The organism is Streptomyces olivaceoviridis (assembly GCF_014650115.1).
GTDB classification, from domain to species: Bacteria; Actinomycetota; Actinomycetes; order Streptomycetales; family Streptomycetaceae; genus Streptomyces; species Streptomyces olivaceoviridis.
The window spans coordinates 21119-40697 of sequence record NZ_BMUI01000022.1 but is presented as its reverse complement, the minus strand read 5'-3'; the positions used below and the strand labels follow the sequence as shown (position 1 = coordinate 40697).

The following is a 19579-nucleotide window of genomic DNA, read 5'->3' as shown; positions in this document are numbered from 1 at the left end:
CACAGGAAAGCACTAACTAGAAGTTAGTGCAACCTGGTGGAGAGCGCTGTGCGGGCGTACTCTTGCGGGTATGACCGTGACCACCCAGGACCACGACGACCTCGCCTACAACGTCTTCGCCAAGGCGTGCCCGTCACGGGCCACGCTGGAGCACGTCACGGGCCGCTGGGGCGGGCTGACGCTCGGCGCGCTGTACGAGGGTCCGCTGCGCTTCAACGAACTGCGCCGGCGCGTGGACGGGGTGAGCGAGAAGATGCTGTCCCAGACGCTGCACGCGCTGGAACGCGACGGCCTGGTGCACCGCGAGGCCCAGCCGACGAACCCGCCGCGCGTGGACTACGAGCTGACGCCCCTGGGACGGCAGGTCGCCGAGCGGCTGCTGGCGCTCATCCACTGCGTGGAGGGCTCGATGGACGACGTCCTCGCGTCCCGCGCGCGTTACGACGAGACGCGCGGCGCCCTCTGACACTGGGGGCAGAAGTAGCTGGACCGGTTCATCCAGGGGCGCCGACGCATGGGGGTGCCGCAGCGGCGGCAGGGCTCGCCCTCCCGGCCGTAGGCGTCCAGGGAACGGTCGAAGTAGCCGGATTCGCCGTTGACGTTGACGTACAGGCTGTCGAAGCTGGTGCCGCCGACGGCGAGGGCCGCGTTCATCACGTCCCGGATGTGACCGAGGAGTTCCGCCGTGACCGGGCGGGTGAAGTTCGCCGTGGGGCGTTCGTAGTGGATGCGGGCGCGCCACAGGGCCTCGTCCGCGTAGATGTTGCCGACGCCGCTGATCAGCGACTGGTCCAGCAGGGCCCGCTTGATGGTGGTCCGCTTGCGGCGCAGTGCCTGGTGGAAGGCCTCGTCGTCGAACAGCGGGTCCAGCGGGTCGCGGGCGATGTGCGCGATGACGTCGGGCAGGCCGTCGGGGGTGTTGTCGTGCAACGACAGCCCGCCGAAGGTGCGCTGGTCGACGAAGCGGAGTTCCGTGCCGAGGGTGTCGGCGAACCGCACACGGATGCGCAGGTGCTTCTCGTCCGCCGTCTCGTGCGGCTGGACCAGTAGCTGGCCGCTCATGCCGAGGTGGGCGAGGACGGACTGGTTCGTCTCCTCCAGCGGCAGCCACAGGTACTTGCCGCGCCGCCGGGGCGTGCCGATGTGGTGGCCCTTGAGCCGGTGCGCGAAGTCGTCGGGCCCGGCGACATGCCGGCGTACGGCTCGCGGGTGCAGCACCTCGGTCTCGGTGACGGTCCGGTGGGCGACCCAGCGCTCCAGGCCCCGGCGGACGACTTCGACCTCGGGCAACTCGGGCACGACACTCCTTCGGGCGACTGCGGAAGAGCTGAGGGCAGGGTATCCCGGGGCCCGGGGGTCCCACCGGGCCGGTGGATCCCCTCTGCCTGCCGGCGGCGCCCGTGGATGGCCGAGCGCCCGTCCCGCGGGTGGCGGGGCGGGCGCTCGGGTGGTGCTGTTCTGTTCCGGTCAGGCGGTGGCGGACGACGCGTCGCCGCCCTTGACGGCCTGGCTGCCCCTGACGGCCTCGTCGGCCGTCTCCTTGATGGGCTCCTTGGCCACCTTGGCCCGCTCGTCCGCGGCGGCCCGGATGGCCCGCCAGGCGGACTCGGCTGCCTGCTGTTCCGCCTCCTTCTTGCTGCGGCCGGTGCCGGTGCCGTACGAGACGCCCCCGACGCGGGCGGCAGCAGTGAAGGTCTTCTCGTGGTCGGGGCCGGTCTCCGTGACCAGGTACTCGGGCACGCCGAGCCCCTCGATCGCGGTGAGCTCCTGGAGGGACGTCTTCCAGTCCAGGCCGGCACCGAGGTTGGAGGACTTCTCGATCAGCGGGTCGAACAGGCGGTGCACCAGTTCGGAGGCCGCGTCGAGGCCCTGGTCGAGATAGACCGCACCGATCACCGCTTCAAGGGTGTCGGCGAGGATGGATGCCTTGTCCCGGCCGCCCGTGCCCTCTTCACCCCGGCCAAGCCGGATGAAGGCGCCCAGGTCGAGGCCGCGCCCGACCTCCGCCAACGCACGCGAGTTGACCACCGCGGCCCGCAGCTTGGCCAGCTGGCCTTCGGGCAGGTCGGGGTGGGTGCGGTACAGCGTGTCCGTGACGACGAGGCCCAGCACGGAGTCCCCGAGGAACTCCAGGCGCTCGTTCGTCGGCAGACCGCCGTTCTCGTACGCGTAGGAACGGTGGGTCAGCGCTCGCACCAGAAGGGCGGACTCGACCTGGTAGCCGAGCCGCCCTTCCAGAAGCGTGTGGGACGAGGCCTGGTTGTCCGCAGAGGTTTTCTTCGGCGTGGACACAGTGCCTCTCACCAGCCCGCTCAGACTTCGAGGACCTGGCGCTTGTTGTAGGTGCCGCAAGACGGGCACGCGATGTGCTGCTGCTTGGGCTCGTGGCAGCGCTCGCACGCAACCAGGGTGGGGACCGCAGCCTTCCACTGCGACCGGCGGTGGCGCGTGTTGCTGCGCGACATCTTCCGCTTCGGAACAGCCACGGCTACTTCTCCTGCTTCTCGTCGACGCCCGCTTCGGCGCCGCTCATCTCGTCCTTATCGCCGGCTTCGAGTGAATCGGCGAATCCCTGCAAAGCCGCCCAACGGATGTCGACGGCGTCGTGGTGGTGGTCCGGGTCGTCCGCCAGCCGCGCCCCGCACTCGGAGCACAGACCGGGGCAGCCTTCCTGGCACACCGGCTGCATCGGCAGTGCGAGCACCACCGCATCGCGCAGCACGGGTTCGAGGTCGATCAGACCGTCCTCGATAAAGAGCCTGTCCTCGTCGTCCTCGGCGTCGTCGCCCGGTTCCGCGATCACACGGCCCCGGTCGTCGGCGTCAGGGTACGTGAACATCTCCTGGAAGTCCGCTTCGAGCTCCAGCTCGACCGGCTCCAGACACCTTACGCACTCCCCCTTGGCCGTTGCACGGGCGGTGCCTGTGACAAGCACCCCTTCCATGACCGACTCAAGGCGGAGTTCGAGCTCCATCGGGGCGCCTTCCGGCACTCCGACGACTCCCTGGATGCCGAGATCCCTGGGAGCGTCGACCTCGCGGGTCAGGCGTTGCAGCGCGCCAGGACGCCGGCCCAGCTCGTGCGTGTCGATCACGAGGGGGTTTCGGTGGTCGAGGCGGGCGTTGGAAGCCATTCCTGCTTTCGATCTTCGAACTCGAAGGGACGCCGCCCGTCGGTGCTCCGGACAGCGGTGATCGCGGACATACGCGCGACCGAAGAGCCAGGATACTGGACCTTTGGCTCAGCGCCCAATCCGCCCGCGGCTACAGACCCCGGCCCTGCTCGTACGCCCTGAGCTGCTCCGCGCTGATCATGCTCGTGTCGAAGAGGCTGGTCTCGTCCAGGGCGTAACCCTGCTGGTCCTGGTGCTGCGGCTGCTGCTGGGGTTGGTGCGACTGCTGGGCCTGCTGGGGGTCGTAGCCGGCCTGCTGGGCGTCGTAGCCCTGGAAGGGGGCACCTCCCGCCGGAGCGTAGCCGGAGGCGGGGGAATACGGATCAGCCTGCTGGTAGCCGTACGAGTCAGGCTGCGGGGCGTACTCCGGCTGCTGCGGGAAGCCCGCGTAGGGGTCCGGCTGCTGCTCGTAGCCATAGGCCGGCTGCGGCTCGTACGACGGCTGGGGCGGCTCGGGCTGCCGTTGTGCCGCGCGGTCGCTGTCCGCGAGGGCCGCGAGGTCGGCGAGGTAGTCGGCGTCGCTGGAGTGCTGGAAGGTCGTGGTGTCGTCGGCGAGGGCGCCGAGGTCGTCGGTGGCGATGCGGCCGTGCAGCTTCTGCCGGCCCCGGCCGACGGCCTCCAGGGTCTTGGCGAGGACCGCCTCGAAGGCGCCGAGCTTGGCGTCCACGTAGGCGTCGGCGTTGTGGCGCAGGGTCTCCGGGTCCTGGCTGCGCTCGGGGGCGTCCTCGTCCGCGTAGCCGTTCTCGTCCAGGCCCGGGCCGGTGCCGAGGAGCTTCTCGCGGCCCCGGCCGACCGAGCCGAGGGTCTTGGTGAGGACGACCTCGAAGTTGGCGAGCTTGGAGTCGACGTAGTCGTCGGCCTCGGCGCGGATCTCCTCGGCCTCCTTGCGGGCCTCGGCGAGGATCCGGTCGGCCTCGGCCTGGGAACGGCGGGCGATCTCGGTGTCGGAGATCAGCGAGCCGCGCTGGGCGTGCGCGTTCTCGATGATCCGCTCGGCCTCCAGCCGGGCCTGCTCGACCATCTGCTCACGGTCGCCGATCAGTTCCTGCGCCTGGGCCAGCGAGCCGGGCAGCGCCTGGCGCACCTCTTCGAGCAGCGCGAGCAGCTCGGCTCGGTTGATCACGCACGACGCCGACATGGGCATGCCCCGGGCGCCGGAGACCGCGGAGACGATCTCGTCGAGCTTCTTCTGCACGTCCACCTGTGCTCGCCACTCTCTACAGCCGGGTTGGAGACGGACGGGACGACTGTAGCCCCATCAGCCCTTGGCGAGGCGCTTGTTCAGTGCCTCCAGGACCTCGGCCGGCACCAGGTGGGAGACGTCGCCGCCCCAGGCCGCGACCTCCTTGACGAGGGAGGAGGAGAGGAAGCTGTAGGTGGGGTTGGTGGGCACGAACAGCGTCTCCACGCCGGTGAGGCCGTTGTTCATCTGCGCCATCTGGAGTTCGTAGTCGAAGTCGCTGACGGCACGCAGGCCCTTGACGATGGCGGGGATCTCGCGCTGCTTGCAGAAGTCGACGAGGAGGCCGTGGAACGCCTCCACCCGGACGTTGGCGTACTCGGCAGTGACCTGGCGGATCAGCTCGATCCGCTCCTCGATCCCGAACAGGCCCTTCTTGGACTTGTTGATCATCACCGCCACGTAGACCTCGTCGTAGAGACGGGAGGCTCGGGCAATGATGTCGAGGTGTCCGTTGGTGATCGGGTCGAAAGACCCGGGACAGACGGCGCGGCGCACTTGTGATCCCTCGCTCTCCGGTCCGGTCATCGTGCGTCTTCGCACGTAGAGGCGGCGCGACCGTACCAAAACGTTCCCTCGCCGTAGCGACGGGACCGAACGGCCTCGAAGCCGTCCGGCCAGTGGAATTCGCCGCCTCTGGTGCTGCGCTCCACGGTGACGAGGGCTTCTTCGCCGAGCCAGCGTTCCGAGCGGAGTGTGAGCAGGATCTCCTGAAGATCGTCGTCGGAGACGGCGTACGGCGGGTCGAGGAAGACCAGGTCGTACGGCTCTTCCGGGGTGGTTTGCCTGATGACCTGTTCCGCTTTGCCCGTTCTGACCTCGGCGCCCGGCAGGCCCAGGTTTTTCACGTTCTCCCGCACGATCCGCGCGGCCCGGGCGTCCGCCTCGACCAGCAGGACGTGGCCCGCGCCGCGGGACAGGGCCTCCAGGCCCACGGCGCCCGAGCCGGCGTAGAGGTCCAGGACCCGTTCGCCGTCCAGGGGGCCGCCGAGGAGGGACTGCCAGGTGGAGAAGAGGCCCTCGCGTGCGCGGTCCGAGGTCGGCCGGGTTCCGGTGCCGGGCGGTACTGAGAGGCGCCGTCCGCCTGCCCGGCCGGCGATCACGCGAGTCATCTTCGGTCCTTGTTCGGGGGTGGTTACGGACTCAGTCTGGCAGGCGGCGGGGACGCTGCACCTCAGCCCTTCTCCAGGTACTGCTCCCTCTCCTCGTCCAGGAGGGCGTCCAGGGCCGTCCGCAGGGCCGGGAGGCCGGTCAGGTCCGGGTCGGCCGCGACCACCGTCGCCGCCTCCTGCCTCGCCTCCGCGATGACCTCCTCGTCCTCGATGACCGCCAGGACCCGGAGGCTGGAGCGGGCGCCGGACTGGGCCTGGCCGAGGACATCGCCCTCGCGGCGCTGTTCGAGGTCGATGCGGGAGAGTTCGAAGCCGTCGAGGGTGGAGGCGACGGCGCCCAGGCGCTGGCGGGCCGCGCTGGCCTCGGGCATCTCGGTGACCAGGAGGCACAGGCCGGGGGCGGAGCCACGCCCGACCCGGCCGCGCAGCTGGTGGAGCTGGGAGACGCCGAAGCGGTCGGCGTCCATGATCACCATGGCCGTGGCGTTGGGGACGTTGACGCCGACCTCGATGACGGTGGTGGCGACCAGGACGTCCGTCTCCCCCGCGGCGAAGCGGCGCATCACGGCGTCCTTGTCGTCGGGGTGCATACGGCCGTGCAGCACCTCCACCTTCAGGCCCTTCAGCGGGCCGCGGCCGAGCTGGTCGGCCACGTCGAGCACGGCCAGCGGAGGACGCTTCTCCGCCTCGTCCTCGGGCGTCTTCTTCTTGCCGGACTTCTTGGGATCGTCCTCCTCGTCCCCGATCCGGGGACAGACCACGTACGCCTGGTGGCCGTTCGCGACCTCCTCGCGGACCCGTTCCCAGGCGCGGGCCAGGAAGTGGGGCTTGTCGGCGGCCGGGACGACGTGGCTGGCGATCGGGGAGCGGCCGGCCGGGAGCTGGTCGAGGACCGAGGTCTCCAGGTCGCCGAAGACCGTCATGGCGACCGTGCGCGGGATGGGGGTGGCCGTCATGACGAGGAGGTGCGGGGGCTGCTTCCCCTTGCCGCGCAGGGCGTCGCGCTGCTCCACGCCGAAGCGGTGCTGTTCGTCCACCACGACCAGGCCGAGGTCGTGGAACTGGACCTTGTCCTCGATGAGCGCGTGGGTGCCGATGACGATGCCGGCCTCGCCGGTGGCCAGGTCCAGGAGGGCCTGACGGCGGGCGGCCGTGCCCATGGAGCCGGTGAGCAGGACGACCTTGGTGGCGTGCTCGGCGCCGCCCAGCATCCCTCCCTCTGCCAGTTCGCCCATCATCTCGGTGACCGAGCGGTGGTGCTGCTGGGCGAGGACCTCGGTGGGCGCGAGCATGGCCGCCTGTCCGCCCGCGTCGACCACGGCGAGCATGGCGCGCAGGGCGACCATCGTCTTGCCCGATCCGACCTCGCCCTGGAGGAGGCGGTGCATGGGGTGGGCGGTGGCGAGGTCGGCGAAGATCTCCTCGGAGACCTTCCGCTGGCCCTCGGTGAGGGTGAAGGGGAGGCGGTCGTCGAAGGCCGTGAGGATGCCGTCCGGCCTGGGGACGCGGGGGACGGCGGGGAGCTGGGTCTCGGCGTGCCGGCGGCGGGCCAGGGCGACCTGGAGGACGAAGGCCTCGTCCCACTTCAGGCGGGCGCGGGCGTCGGCGATGTCGGCCTTGGTGTGCGGGCGGTGGATCTTGAGGAGGGCCTCGGGGAGCGGCAGCAGGCCGCGGCCCGCGCGGAGGGTGTCGGGCAGGGGGTCGAGGGCCTCCTGGGCGCTCGGGAGGACCGTCTGCACGGCTTTGCCGATCTTCCAGGACTCCAGTTTGGCGGTGGCCGGGTAGATCGGGATCAGGGCGCCCGCCCAGGTCTCGACGGTCTCCTCGCTGTCGCCTCGCAGCAATTCGTAGGCAGGGTGGGCCAGTTGGAGGCGGTGGTTGAAGACGGAGACCTTGCCGGCGAACATCGCGCGGGTGCCCGGCAGCAGCTCCTTGTGGGGTTTGTGCACGCCGTTGCCGAAGAAGACGAGCTGGAGCCGGCCGCTGCCGTCGGTGATGGTGACTTCGAGGCGCTGGCCCTTGCCGCGGGGTGCCTTGGCCGAGGCGAAGGTGTGCAGGCGGGCGTCGGCGACCTGGGCGACCACCGTGACGTGCTCGTCCATGGGGAGGTCGGCGAGGTGCGTGAGCTGGCCGCGTTCCTCGTATCTGCGCGGGTAGTGGTGGAGCAGGTCGCCGACGGTGTGCAGGCCGAGGTGCTCGGCCATCACCTTCGCGGTGGCGGGGCCGAGCACCTTCTTGAGCGGTTCTTGCAGTGCGGGCACGAGATCCATTGCACACCACGGCACTGACAATGCCGTACACCCTGCCCTGCGGATTCCCGGCCGGATGCCGTAAACATCAGGGAAACTCCTGGTCAGGCACGCGTCCCGGCTCTAGGATGGCGCGCTCCGGCCATCCTTCGCGGTCACCGCCCCGCCGGGACCGCCCGACCCCGCGCCGCACGCTCGCCCCCCTCCGGCGCAGTGACGATGGACTCCCACAGCTCTCAGGCATCCCAGCCATCCCAGTCACCTCATCCACCTCACAGCTTCCAGGTCGACCTGCGTGGTCTGGTGGACCTGCTCTCCCATCACCTCTACTCCAGCCCCAAGGTCTATCTGCGCGAGCTGTTGCAGAACGCCGTGGACGCCGTCACCGCCCGTCGGGCCGCCGAACCGGACGCCCCGGCGCGGATCCGGCTGTACGCGGCGGACGGCGGGCTGCGGGTGGAGGACACCGGTGTCGGGCTCACCGAGCCGGACGTGCACAGCCTGCTGGCGACCATCGGCCGCAGCTCCAAGCGGGCCGAGGGCCTGGAGGAGGCCCGGTCGGACTTCCTCGGCCAGTTCGGCATCGGGCTGCTGGCCTGCTTCGTCGTCGCCGAGCGGATCCGGGTGGTCAGCCGCAGCGCCCGCACGCCCGGGGCCCCGCCGGTGGAGTGGACCGCCCGGGACGACGGCTCGTACACCGTGCGCACGCTGCCCGACGCCGAGCGGCCCGAGCCGGGTACGACCGTGTACCTGACCGCGCGGGCCGGTGCGGCCGAGTGGCTGGCGCCGGAGCGGGTCCGCGCCCTGGCCCGGGACTTCGGCTCGCTGCTGCCGTACGACGTGCGGGTCGGCGACGAGCCCGTCACCGAGCTGCCCGCGCCCTGGGACCGCGCCCATCCCGGTCCGGCCGGCCGCCGGGCGGCGCTGGCCCTGCACTGCCGTGAGCTGTTCGGGTTCACCCCGCTGGACTCCATCGACCTCGACGTGCCGGTGGCCGGGGTCCGCGGGGTGGCGTACGTGCTGCCGTCGGCGGTCAGCCCGGCCCAGCGGGCGACCCATCGGGTGCACCTGAAGGGCATGCTGCTCACCGAGCGGGCCGAACAACTGCTGCCGGACTGGGCGTTCTTCGTGCGCTGCGTCCTGGACACCGACAGCCTGCGGCCGACCGCCTCGCGCGAGTCGCTGTACGAGGACGAGACGCTGGCCGCCGTGCGGGACGCGCTCGGGACGCGGATCCGGTCCTGGCTGACAGGGCTCGCGGCCGGTGATCCGGAGCGCCTCGCGGCCTTCCTCGCCGTGCACCACCTGGGCGTGAAGTCCCTCGCCCGGCACGACGCCGGCATGCTGCGCACGATGCTGCCGTGGCTGCCGTTCGAGACGACCGACGGGCAGCTCCCGCTGGAGGAGTTCGCGCGGCGGCACCCGGTGGTGCACTTCACGCGGACGGTCGAGGAGTACCGGCAGGTCGCGCCGATCGCCGCCGCGCAGGGCGTCGGGGTGGTCAACGGCGGTTACACCTACGACAGCGAGCTGGTCGAGGCGCTGCCGCGGGTGCGGCCGGGGACGGTGGTCGCCGAGCTGGACGCGGACACCGTGACCGCGCACCTGGACGCGGTCGACCCGGCGGAGGAGCTGGCGCTGTCCGGGTTCCTGGCCGCCGCGCGGGACCGGCTCGACCCGCTGGGCTGCGACGTCGTCCTGCGGGCCTTCCATCCGCTGTCCGTGCCCGCGCTGCACCTGGACGACCGGGCCGCCCGGCACGAGCAGGCCCGCGCGGTGGCCGAGGAGCAGGCCGACGACCTGTGGGCGGGCATCCTGGGCTCGCTGCGCGGCAGCGCCCCGCGCGCGCGTCTGGTCCTCAACCACCTCAACCCGCTGGTCCGGCGGATCGGTTCGCTCGGCGACCCGGAGCTGATCGGCACCGCGAGCGAGGCGTTGTACGGCCAGGCCCTGCTGATGGCGCGGCGCCCGCTCAGGCCGGCCGACTCGGCGCTGCTCAACCGGGCGTTCATCGGGCTGCTCGAATGGGCGACCCACGGGGAGGGGGACGGACGATGAGTGAGATCACCGACTTCGACGCGCTGCGCCGGGCGCTGGCGGAGAACTCCGAGCAGCCGGAGGGCCCGGCCCGCAACGCGCGCGCGGAGCAGCTGCTCGCCGAGGCAGAGAAGCTGGACATCCCGCTCGCCGTGATCGAGGCGCTCGGGCACCAGCTGAAGGTCTACAACTACAGCTCCGAGAAGGACAAGATGTTCGTCCCGTTCGCGCGGCTGCTGCGCATGTGGGACGAGCGGCCCGAGGACTTCGACGCGTACGAGACGCACTCGCTGTACTGGGTCTTCAAGTGGATGTCGGCGGGCATGCTGGACCAGCCGCACATCCCGCTCGCCTCGGTCGAGAAGTGGCTGGGCGAGATGGAGCACCGCTACCGGCTCGCCGGACACTCCGAACGGGCCGTGCGCAGCGCCGAGTTCAGTGTGGCCGCGCACATCGGGGACGTCGCGCGCGCGGAGCGGGCGTACGCGGCGTGGCTGGCCGCCGACCGGGACCGGATGGCCGACTGCCACGCCTGCGAGCTGCGCGGGCAGGGCGCCTGGCAGGCGCGGTGCGGTCGGGACGCCGAGGCTCTCCGGCTGTGGCGGCCGGTGCTGGAGGGCGAGTTCGCGTGCGCCCACGAGCCGCACAACGTGCTCGCCTCCTCGCTGGCCCCGCTGCTGCGGCTGGGGCGCGTCGAGGAGGCCCGCGCGCACCATCTGCGGGGCTTCCGGCTGGTGCGGTCCATGGAGAGCATGCGGGGCGCGTACGCCGATCATGTGGAGTTCTGCGCGCTGACCGGGAACGAGGCGCGCGGTCTGGAGCTGCTGGCGGAGCGGCCGGCGTACTTCACGGACACCGGGCATCCGCGCAGCCGGCTGGACTTCCTGGCCGTGGTGACGCTGCTGATGGACCGGCTGGCCGAGCTGGGGCACGGCGGGCAGCGGGTGCCGGGGCCGGCCGGACGGACCTGGACCGCGCGGGAACTCGCCGCGCACGCGCGCGCGGAGGCGACGGAGCTCGCCGAGCGGTTCGACCGGCGCAACGGCACGTCCGCCGTCGGCGACCGCGTCCGCGCGCGCATCGCCCAGCGCCCGCTGGTGGACCGCCTCCCGCTGGGCCTGCGTACGGTACGTCCCGCGCCGGCGCCGGCGGTCGCCCCCTTGTCGCCGGCGACCCCCGCCGAACCGGACCTGCCCGCCCTGCTCGCCGAGGCGCGGCGCCTGTCGGACACGCTGCGACCGCAGGCCCTGGAGGCCTGGGCGGCGGTCGCACGGGCGGCGCCGGACGGCGCCGGCCTCACACCACGCGACCGCGCGGAGGTCGCCGACCACGAGGCGATGGCGCGGGGGCCGGAGGGGCTGGAGCTGTTCGAGCGGGCGGCGGCCCTGTACACGGAGGCGGGCGACCCCGGCGAGGCCCTGGCGGCACGCGCGCGCGGGGCGTACATCCGCGCCCTGACGGGCGAGCCGGACACGGCCCTCACCACCGTCACGTCCCTGTACGACGAGGCACTCGCCCTGTACGCCGACGAGGGCACCGGAGTGCGCCAGACGGCGTCGGTGGCGATGAGCCGGGCCCGGGTACTGATGCGCCGGGTGCACGAGACGGTGGGGAGGGGCGCCGGGGACGGCGGGGGCCAGGAGTTCGAGCAGTTCACCGGGGCGGGTTCCGGGGAGGCCGTCCCGGAGACCGGGCCCGGCGTCGCTGAGGCTGAGGTTGCCGTGCGGGAGGTGTTGGCGCTCGTCGGCGGGCATGGTGGCGGTGACATGCGGTTGGCGGCGCGGGGGGCCGAGGCGTGGGCCATGCTCGGCGAGTTGGCCGGGGTGACCGGGGACGCCGGACGGGCGGCGGAGCTGTTCCGGCGGGCCGCCGGCACGTACGTGGCCGCCGGTCTTCCCTGGTTCGCGCTGGAGTACCAGGTGCAGGTCGCCGCCCTGGCCCACCAGGCCGGTGACCTGGCCGGGGCCGAGGGGGCGCTGCGTGCGGCCCTGGAGCACGGCGCGCCGTACGTGGAGCCGGTCGGACGGGCCCAGTTGCACCTTCAGCTCGCCGAGGTGCTCGGTGGCCGGGACGCGCCCGGTGAGGCGGCCGAGCACGCGCTGGAGGCCGCGCACTGGGCCGACGAGGCCGGTGAGAGCGGCACCCTGGGCGCCTGGGCGCGGCACCAACTCGGCGGGTACCTGCTGCGCCGGGGCCGGTACGCGGAGGCCGCCGAGGTGCTGGAGTCCGCGCTGGCCGACCTCTGCGCCGGCACGCACGGCGACGGGACGGTCGTCCAGGCGCGCTGGTGGCTCGGGGACTGCCTGGCCGAGCTGGGCGAGCACCGGGCCGCCGCCGAACAGCGGCTCAAGGCCGCCGACCTCGCGCGGCACTGGCCCGAGCAGCAGGACCACGCCACGCTCGCCCACCTCGCCGCCGAGTCACTGGGCAACGCCGGGCTGGCGGCGGAGGCGGACCGCGCGTACGCGCGCGCGGGCGAGCTGTGGCGCGCGCTCGGCAACACCCCGTTCCTGGTCCGTTCGCTGCGCGCCCGCGCCTGGCTCGCCCTCGACGGCGAGCCGGGGGCGGCGGACGCCCACGCGCTGATGACCCAGGCGGTCCGGGAGTGCGAGACGGCGCTGGCGGTGGCGGAGGAGGCGGAGCGGGAGGAGCTGGCCACCGAACTGGGCGGCACTTACCGGCAGTTCGCGGAGCTGCTGGCCCGCTCGGCGCCCGAGGCGCCCGAGGAGACCGAGGACCCGGCGGTCCGGGCCGCGTTCGAGGCGGCGCTGGAGCAGATGACCCGGGCCGTGGCGGTGTTCGCGACGCTCGGCGCGGCCGGGCTGCACCACCGTACCGGTGCCGAACTGGCCGCGGGCCGGCTGGAGGCGGACCTCGGCCGTCCGGCGCGGGCGGCGGCACGCGCGCGTGGAGTGCTCGCGGCCTACGAGGGCGCGGGTGAGGGGGACGAGACGGTCCTGGCCCTGCGGGAAGAGGCGGCCTGCTTGCTGGAGGCGGCACATGAGCAGGCGGAGGAGGACGCCGAACGGGGCTGAGCCGTCCCCGCCGTCACTCCACGCCGATGAGCAGCAGCGCCCCCTGCCGGCCGCCCCGGTACACCACCGTGTCCACGGCCAGGTAGGACTCCCGTACGCGTGCCTCCAGCTGCGCGGCGACGGTCCCGGGCGCCTCGTCGCCGACGACGAGCGTGACCAGTTCGCCGCCGGCCTGGAGCATGCGGTCCAGGAGGGTGCGGGCGGTGGCGGTGACGTCCGCGCCGATCACCGCGACATCGCCGTCGATCAGGCCGAGCACGTCCCCGGCCTGGCAGATGCCGGCCGTCGTCCAGGACTGGCGCTCGGCGACGACGACTTCGGCGTACCGGGTGGCGCCCGCCGCCGAGGTCATCTGGACGACGTCCTCGTCGAACCGGCGCCCCGGCTCGTGCACCGCGAGCGCGGCGATGCCCTGGACCGCCGAGCGGGTCGGGATCAGGGCCACGCGGATGCCCTCGGTGCGGGCCTGTTCGGCCGCGGCGGCGGCCGTGTGGCGCAGGTCGGCGTCGTTGGGCAGCAGCACGACCTCCCGCGCGTGGGCCCGCCGTACCGCCTGCACCAGCTCCCCGCTGGCGGGCGGCTCGCCGGGGCGCGCGAGGACGGTGGTCGCGCCCGACTCGGCGTACAGCCCGGCCAGCCCCTCGCCCGGTACGACGGCGACGACCGCCCGCTGGGCACGCTCGCGCGGCGGGCGCTCGCGGCCGGTGTGCACATCGCCGAGTCCGAAGTGGGTGATCCGGATCCGGTACGGCCGCCCGGCCTCCACGCCGGCCTCCACGGCGGCGCCGGCGTCGTCGACGTGCACATGGACGTTCCACAGCCCGTCGCCGCCGACCACGACCAGGGAGTCCCCGAGGGCGTCGAGCCGCGCGCGCAGCCGGGCCACGGCCGCGTCGTCGGCCTCCAGGAGGTAGATCACCTCGAACGCCGGTCCGCCGGGTCCGGCCGCGTCGGCGCATCGCTCGGTGGCCGCCACGCGCGCGTGCGCGGGTGCGTCGCCATCGGGAGCGGATGCGGGTACGGACACGGCTCCCTGGGGCCGCGGGATCTCCCGCAGCAGGGACTCGCGTACCGGAAGCTCCCGTACCGGTGACTCACGTACCGGAAGCTCACGTGCCGGAGGCTCCCGTACCGCCTCCCCCGTGAACGCCTCCACCAGCGCCCCCAGCACCGCCACCAGCCCCCGGCCGCCCGCGTCGACCACGCCGGCCCGCTCCAGCACGGCGAGCTGGCCCGGGGTCGCCGCGAGGGCCGCCCGCGCTCCCTCGTAGGCGGCCCGCGCGACCGTCCGGCAGTCGCCCTCGGCTCCCTCGGCGGCTTCGGCGGCGGCCGAGGCGACCGTGAGCACCGTGCCCTCGACGGGGTGGGCGACGGCCTGCCGGGCGGAGTCGGCGGCCCGGCGCAGAGCCAGTCGCAGCCCCGGGCCGTCGATGTGAGAGGCGTCACCGTCGTCCGCGAGCACCTGTGCCATCCCGCGCAGGAGCTGCGCGAGGATCGTCCCCGAGTTGCCCCGGGCCCCGATCAGCGCCCCGTGGGCCATGGCCCGGACGGCGTCCGCCAGCGCGGGCTCCCCGGAGCCGGTCTCGTACCCGGCGAACACCGCCTCCACGGCCGTCGCCGCCGACTCCAGGGTCAGGTACAGATTGGTCCCGGTGTCACCGTCCGCCACCGGATAGACGTTGATCGCGTCGATCTCCTCACGGGCCCTGCCCAGGGCCCGGAGCGCCAGACCGCACCAGGTGCGCACCGCGAGAGCATCGAGGAATGTCTGCGGTACCTGCGTCACCTGCGCCTCCTTGAGCTGGCTTGACGTGGGACGCAGCGTAGACCCCGGACCGGTGTCCTCCGGAAGAGGGCCGGGGACGGGGGTCTGAGCTGCCATGGTAGTTTCGTTGTACGGGCGCAGTCGTTGTATGCTGCTCCGGTTGCCCGATCCGATCGGGCCATTCCCCTGGCAGCGCCACTCAAGATTCAGGTCTTATAGGATCTCGATTCCCGGCATGCCGGGATCAACCGTAAGTGCATCTGAAGTCTTTGGAGTGACCCGTGGCTGCCAACTGCGACGTCTGCGGCAAGGGGCCGGGCTTCGGCAACAACATCTCGCACTCGCACCGCCGTACGTCCCGCCGCTGGAACCCGAACATCCAGCGTGTGCGTACCGTGGTCGGCGGGACGCCGAAGCGCGTGAACGCTTGCACCTCGTGCATCAAGGCCGGCAAGGTCTCGCGCTGACGCTACAGCTGAGCGCGCGGCCACTGCCTGGTTCGCTGCACTGAGCCGGTCCGCCCCCGGGTGGGCCGGCTTTTTGCCGTACCCGTGAGTGCGGCGTGAGTGCGGCTCATGAACGGCCGCCGCCTGCCAGAATCCACGGAATGCGCTTCGGCATCCTGGGCCCGGTCGAGATCCGCACCGACGACGGCACTCCCCTCGACCCCGGCGGTCCCCGGCCCCGCGCCCTGCTCACGCTGCTGCTGCTCGACGCCGGCCGCGCGGTGTCCGTGGAGCGCCTGCTGGACGGCCTGTACGGCGCCGAGCCGCCCGCCGGGGCCATGGGCGCGCTGCAGTCCCAGGTCTCCCGCCTGCGCCGGCGTCTCGCGCCGCACGCCGGCGTCGACGCCGTTCCCGCCGGCTACGCCCTCGCCGTCGCCCCGGACGCGGTCGACGTCCACCGTTTCGCACGCCTGGCCGCCGAGGGCCGTACGGCGCTCACCGCCGGCGATCATCAGCGGGCGGCGGTCCTCCTGCGGGACGCCCTCTCGCTGTGGCGCGGGCCGGCGCTGCCCGACCTGCCGGACGCGCACACCGACCGGGCACGGCTGGAGGAGCTGCGGCTGGCCGTCGTCCAGGACCGGACCGACGCGGAGCTGGGCCTCGGGGGCGGGCCGAAGCTGGTGCCCGGGTTGCGGGCGCTGCTCCGGGAGCGTCCGCTGGACGAACGGCTGTACGGGCAGCTGATGCGGGCCCTGCACGCCGCCGGGCGGTCCGCCGAGGCGCTCGCGGTGTTCGAGGAGGCGCGGCGCAGCCTCGCCGACGAGCTGGGCGCCGACCCGTCGCCCGCCCTGTCCGCGCTCCACCTCGACCTGCTCCGGGACGGGTCGCAGACCCCGGCCCGCCCGCGCCTGCCGGCCCAGCTCACCCGCTTCGTGGGCCGCGAACCGGAACTGGCCCGGATCGACCGCGCCCTCACCGACTCCCGCCTGGTGACGCTGACGGGTCCCGGCGGCGTCGGCAAGACCAGGCTCGCCCTGGAGGCGGCGGCCCGCGCCTGGACCGACGCGAGCGCGACGCGGTCCGCCACCGGCGCGGACACCCGCCCCGCCGCCGCCCGAGACGTCTGCCTGGTGGAACTCGCGCCCCTCACCGACGGGGCCCGGATCCCGTACGCGGTGCCGGCGGCGCTCGGGGCGCGGGACGGCTTCCGCAGCCCTGCCACGGACGCCCTGGACCGGCTGCTGGCCGCGCTGGCGGACCGTGAGGTGCTGCTGGTGCTCGACAACTGCGAGCACCTGGTCGAGTCCGCCGCACGCACGACCGCGCTGCTCCTCGGTGCCTGCCCCGGGGTCCGCGTCCTGGCGACCGGCCGGGAGTCGCTGGGCATCACGGGCGAGGTGCTGGTGCCGGTGCCGCCGCTGCCCGAGGAGCCGGCCGTACGGCTGCTGCTGGACCGCGCGCGGGCGGTGCGGCCCGATTTCGACGGCCACGCACGCGTGGCGGAGATCTGCCGGGCGCTGGACGGGCTGCCGCTGGCGATCGAACTGGCGGCGGCCCGGCTGCGCACCCTCTCGGTGGACGAGCTGGCGGACCGGCTGCACGACCGGTTCCGGGTGCTCGCGCGCGGGGACCGGGCCAAGGCACCCCGGCACCGCACGCTGCGCGCGGTGGTGGAGTGGAACTGGGAGCTGCTGGACGCGGCGGAACGGGACCTGGCGAGCAGGCTGACCGTCTGCGCGGGCGGGGCCACGCTGGACGCCGTGGCGGCCGTCTGCGGGGTGCCGTACCCGGAGGATCCGCTGGCGTCCCTGGTCGAGAAGTCGTTCCTGGAGGTGTCCGACGGGCGCTACCGGATGCTGGAGACGATCCGCGCCTTCGCCGCCGAGTCACTCACGGGTCCCCGACAGCCGGGCACCATTCCCGCCGGCCCCCCACAGCGGAGCACCACGTCCACGGCCCCCCAAGGGCCCGGCACCACGCCCGGCGAGCCGTCCGCCGATGCCCGCCGGCGAGCCCGGCCGCTGTGTCGGACTCAGCAACTACGACGGCGACCCGGAGCGCGCCGGCGCCCTGCTGGTCTTCCGGTCCGAGCGGCTGGCGTACGACCGCCGGGACGTCGCGGCGCAGAAGCGGATCCTCGCCGAGCGGTTCGCCGGGACGAGCTGGGAGACGCCGGCCGTGCTGAAGGGCCTCGCGGAGGCGGACGACCTGTACTTCGACGCCATCGCCCAGATCCACGTCGACCGTCTCGTCCAGGGCCGGGTGGCGCTGCTCGGGGACGCCGGGTACGGGGCGACGATGGGCGGCATGGGCACGGGTGTGGCGATCGTCGGCGCGCATGTCCTCGCCGGTGAGCTGGCCCTGGCGGGCGGCGATCACCGGGTCGCGCCGGCCGCCTACGAGAGCCGGGTCCGCGACTTCGCCAGGGGCTGCCAGAAGATCTCCGGCAACGCGGGGCCGTTCTTCGCCCCGGCCACCGAGCGGCGCATCCGCAGCCGGGACCGGATGTACCGGCTGCTCGGCTCCCGGCCACTGGCCGGCTTCTCCAAGCGGCTGACGGAGAGGGCGGCGACCGCGATCGAGCTCCGGGACCACCCCGCCTGACCTCGGCGACTACCTCGCCTGACCAGGGCGAGTGCCCCGCCTGGTGCTCAGGGGGTGTCCCGCCTGAGCGCCCACCCGTGGTCCACGGGCCCGATCCCGGCGCCGAGGGCGAACCCGGCGGCGATGGCCCCGGTGACGTACTCCTTGGCCGCCGCGACCGCCTCCGGCACGGGCTGTCCCTGGGCCAGGCCGCAGGCGATGGCGGAGGCGAGGGTGCAGCCGGTGCCGTGGGTGTGCCGGTTGTCGTGGCGGGGCGCCCGCAGCAGGTGGACCTCGGAGCCGTCGGTGAGCAGGTCCACCGCGTCGCCCGCCAGGTGTCCGCCCTTGACCAGCACCCAGCGCGGCCCGAACTCCAGCACGGCCGCGGCGGCACGTCGCAGATCGTCCTCCGACTGGACGCGGACGCCGGTGAGTTGGGCCACCTCGTCCAGGTTCGGGGTGGCCACGGTCGCCACCGGCAGCAGCTTCGTCCGTACGGAGTCCAGGGCGGAGGCGGCCAGCAGCGGGTCGCCGTGCTTGGAGACGCCGACCGGGTCCACCACGGCCGGTGCGTCCGTGCCGGAGATCAATTCGGCGACCGCCTCGACCAGTTCGGCGGAGGCCAGCATGCCGGTCTTCACGGCCTGGACGCCGATGTCGTCCACGACGCTGCGGTACTGGGCCCGGACCGCCTCCACGGGCAGCTCCCAGGCGCCCTGCACCCCCACGGAGTTCTGCGCGGTGACGGCGGTGAGCACGCTCATGCCGTGCACGCCGAGCGCGAGCATCGTCTTCAGGTCGGCCTGGATGCCGGCGCCGCCGCCGGAGTCCGAGCCGGCCACCGTGAGCACCCGGGGGATCATGACTCGATGTCCCCGAAGTGGTCCCAGCCGCCCTTGCTGGTCCAGGGCGCCCCGTCGACGGTCACCTGGGGCAGCGCGGAGGGGTTGAGGACCTCGCCGATGACCTTCCAGCGGGCCGGGAGCTTGACGTCCGGCGGGAAGGTGGCCACGATCGCGTGGTCCTCTCCCCCGGTGAGCACCCACTGGAGCGGGTCCACGCCGACGGCCTGTCCGATGTCGTTCATCTGCGTCGGGATGTCGATCGCGCCGGAGCGGATGTCGATGCGGACCTTGCTGGCCTCGGCGATGTGCCCGAGGTCGGCGATCAGACCGTCGCTGACGTCGCACATCGCGGTGGCGCCGAGCGCGGCGGCGGCCGGGCCCGCGTGGTACGGCGGCTCGGGGCGCCGGTGGGCCTCCACGAAGGCGCGGGGCGAGCGGAAACCGCGGACGAGCACCGCGTACCCGGCCGCGGACCAGCCCAGCCAGCCGGTGACGGCCACGAGGTCGCCGGGCTGGGCACCCGCGCGCGTGACGGGCTCCTGGTTGCGCAGATCGCCGAGCGCGGTGATCGACACCATGATCGTGTCGCCGCGTACGACGTCCCCGCCGACCACGGAGGCGCCGGCGACCTGGCACTCGTCGCGCAGGCCGTCCATGAGCTCGGTCGGCCAGGTGACCGGCAGCTCCGCGGGGACGACCAGGCCGAGCAGCAGCGCGGTCGGCACGGCGCCCATGGCGGCGATGTCCGCGAGGTTCTGTGCGGCGGCCTTGCGGCCGACGTCGTAGGCCGTGGACCAGTCGCGGCGGAAGTGCCGGCCCTCCAGCAGGATGTCGGTGCTCGCCACCACCCGCCGATCGGGCGCGGCGACCACCGCGGCGTCGTCGCCGGGGCCGACCCGGACCACCGGGGTGGTGGTGAGACGGGAGGTCAGCTCCCGGATGAGCCCGAACTCACCTAGCTCACCCACTGTGCCCTTCATTGCCTCAAGCCCCTTCTGTGCCTTGCCACGCCCGGTCGCGCGTCACCAGTGTCCCCGATACGGTCGAGGTGACCGTCAACTTCCGTCGTGCCTGCACCCTGGCGCGCAAGCCCGG

The 19579-nt window shown here is 73.3% G+C and carries 15 protein-coding genes and 2 pseudogenes; 6 read left to right on the top strand and 11 right to left on the bottom strand.

Annotated elements, in window-relative coordinates; all coding sequences use genetic code 11:
* Positions 1-70: 70 nt before the first annotated feature.
* Entirely contained in the window at positions 71-466 is a 396-nt protein-coding gene (locus IE273_RS32165; RefSeq protein WP_189818679.1) for a winged helix-turn-helix transcriptional regulator, read from the top strand.
* Here IE273_RS32165 and mutM read toward each other — a convergent pair.
* The 8 genes from mutM to recG form a co-directional block, all read right to left on the bottom strand.
* Entirely contained in the window at positions 439-1299 is an 861-nt protein-coding gene (gene mutM / locus IE273_RS32160; RefSeq protein WP_189818678.1) for a bifunctional DNA-formamidopyrimidine glycosylase/DNA-(apurinic or apyrimidinic site) lyase, read from the bottom strand. The genes IE273_RS32165 and mutM overlap by 28 nt on opposite strands.
* Before the next feature lie 168 nt (positions 1300-1467).
* The gene (rnc, locus tag IE273_RS32155; RefSeq protein WP_373309423.1) at positions 1468-2304 is read right to left on the bottom strand and encodes a ribonuclease III; all 837 of its coding nucleotides are present in this window, start codon (positions 2302-2304) and stop codon (positions 1468-1470) included.
* A gap of 8 nt (positions 2305-2312) precedes the next feature.
* A complete protein-coding gene (rpmF, locus tag IE273_RS32150; protein ID WP_003951102.1) occupies positions 2313-2486 on the bottom strand; it encodes a 50S ribosomal protein L32 in 174 nt (57 codons plus the stop codon).
* A gap of 2 nt (positions 2487-2488) precedes the next feature.
* Positions 2489-3133, bottom strand: a complete 645-nt coding sequence (locus IE273_RS32145) for a YceD family protein (protein ID WP_189818676.1) — start codon at positions 3131-3133, stop codon at positions 2489-2491.
* Between the two features lie 130 nt (positions 3134-3263).
* Positions 3264-4373, bottom strand: coding sequence for a F0F1 ATP synthase subunit B (locus IE273_RS32140; protein ID WP_189818675.1), 1110 nt, complete (start codon positions 4371-4373; stop codon positions 3264-3266).
* A 57-nt stretch (positions 4374-4430) separates the two neighbouring features.
* On the bottom strand, positions 4431-4910 hold the full coding sequence (gene coaD, locus IE273_RS32135; RefSeq protein WP_189818674.1) for a pantetheine-phosphate adenylyltransferase: 480 nt from the start codon (positions 4908-4910) through the stop codon (positions 4431-4433).
* Positions 4911-4936: 26 nt separating this feature from the next.
* Positions 4937-5524: a 16S rRNA (guanine(966)-N(2))-methyltransferase RsmD gene (gene rsmD / locus IE273_RS32130; RefSeq protein ID WP_189818673.1), complete on the bottom strand. Its 588-nt coding sequence runs from the start codon at positions 5522-5524 to the stop codon at positions 4937-4939.
* 62 nt (positions 5525-5586) lie between these two features.
* Positions 5587-7794: an ATP-dependent DNA helicase RecG gene (recG, locus tag IE273_RS32125; protein WP_189818672.1), complete on the bottom strand. Its 2208-nt coding sequence runs from the start codon at positions 7792-7794 to the stop codon at positions 5587-5589.
* 198 nt (positions 7795-7992) lie between these two features.
* On the opposite strand from recG, the gene IE273_RS32120 reads away from it, so the two are divergent.
* Positions 7993-9831, top strand: coding sequence for an HSP90 family protein (locus tag IE273_RS32120; RefSeq protein ID WP_189818749.1), 1839 nt, complete (start codon positions 7993-7995; stop codon positions 9829-9831).
* A complete protein-coding gene (locus tag IE273_RS32115) occupies positions 9828-12845 on the top strand; it encodes a tetratricopeptide repeat protein (RefSeq protein ID WP_189818671.1) in 3018 nt (1005 codons plus the stop codon). Before IE273_RS32120 ends, IE273_RS32115 begins: the two co-directional genes overlap by 4 nt.
* A gap of 13 nt (positions 12846-12858) precedes the next feature.
* Here IE273_RS32115 and fakA read toward each other — a convergent pair whose 3' ends face one another.
* Positions 12859-14631 (bottom strand): DAK2 domain-containing protein, encoded by a 1773-nt coding sequence (gene fakA / locus IE273_RS32110; RefSeq protein ID WP_189818670.1) that lies wholly within the window; start codon positions 14629-14631, stop codon positions 12859-12861.
* Between the two features lie 260 nt (positions 14632-14891).
* Between fakA and rpmB the strand changes: the two genes are divergently transcribed.
* The 3 genes and pseudogenes from rpmB to IE273_RS32095 form a co-directional block, all read left to right on the top strand.
* Positions 14892-15077, top strand: a complete 186-nt coding sequence (rpmB, locus tag IE273_RS32105) for a 50S ribosomal protein L28 (RefSeq protein WP_003993230.1) — start codon at positions 14892-14894, stop codon at positions 15075-15077.
* A gap of 140 nt (positions 15078-15217) precedes the next feature.
* Positions 15218-16948 (top strand): annotated as a pseudogene (locus tag IE273_RS32100) (AfsR/SARP family transcriptional regulator); the annotation flags it as partial.
* Positions 16949-17066: 118 nt separating this feature from the next.
* A pseudogene (locus tag IE273_RS32095) lies at positions 17067-17660 on the top strand (Rossmann-fold NAD(P)-binding domain-containing protein); the annotation flags it as partial.
* 47 nt (positions 17661-17707) lie between these two features.
* Here the strand turns inward: IE273_RS32095 and thiD are convergent.
* Positions 17708-18502, bottom strand: coding sequence for a bifunctional hydroxymethylpyrimidine kinase/phosphomethylpyrimidine kinase (gene thiD, locus IE273_RS32090; RefSeq protein WP_014675234.1), 795 nt, complete (start codon positions 18500-18502; stop codon positions 17708-17710).
* On the bottom strand, positions 18499-19464 hold the full coding sequence (locus IE273_RS32085; protein WP_189818669.1) for a thiamine-phosphate kinase: 966 nt from the start codon (positions 19462-19464) through the stop codon (positions 18499-18501). The genes thiD and IE273_RS32085 overlap by 4 nt, the downstream gene beginning before the upstream one ends.
* Positions 19465-19579: the final 115 nt, after the last annotated feature.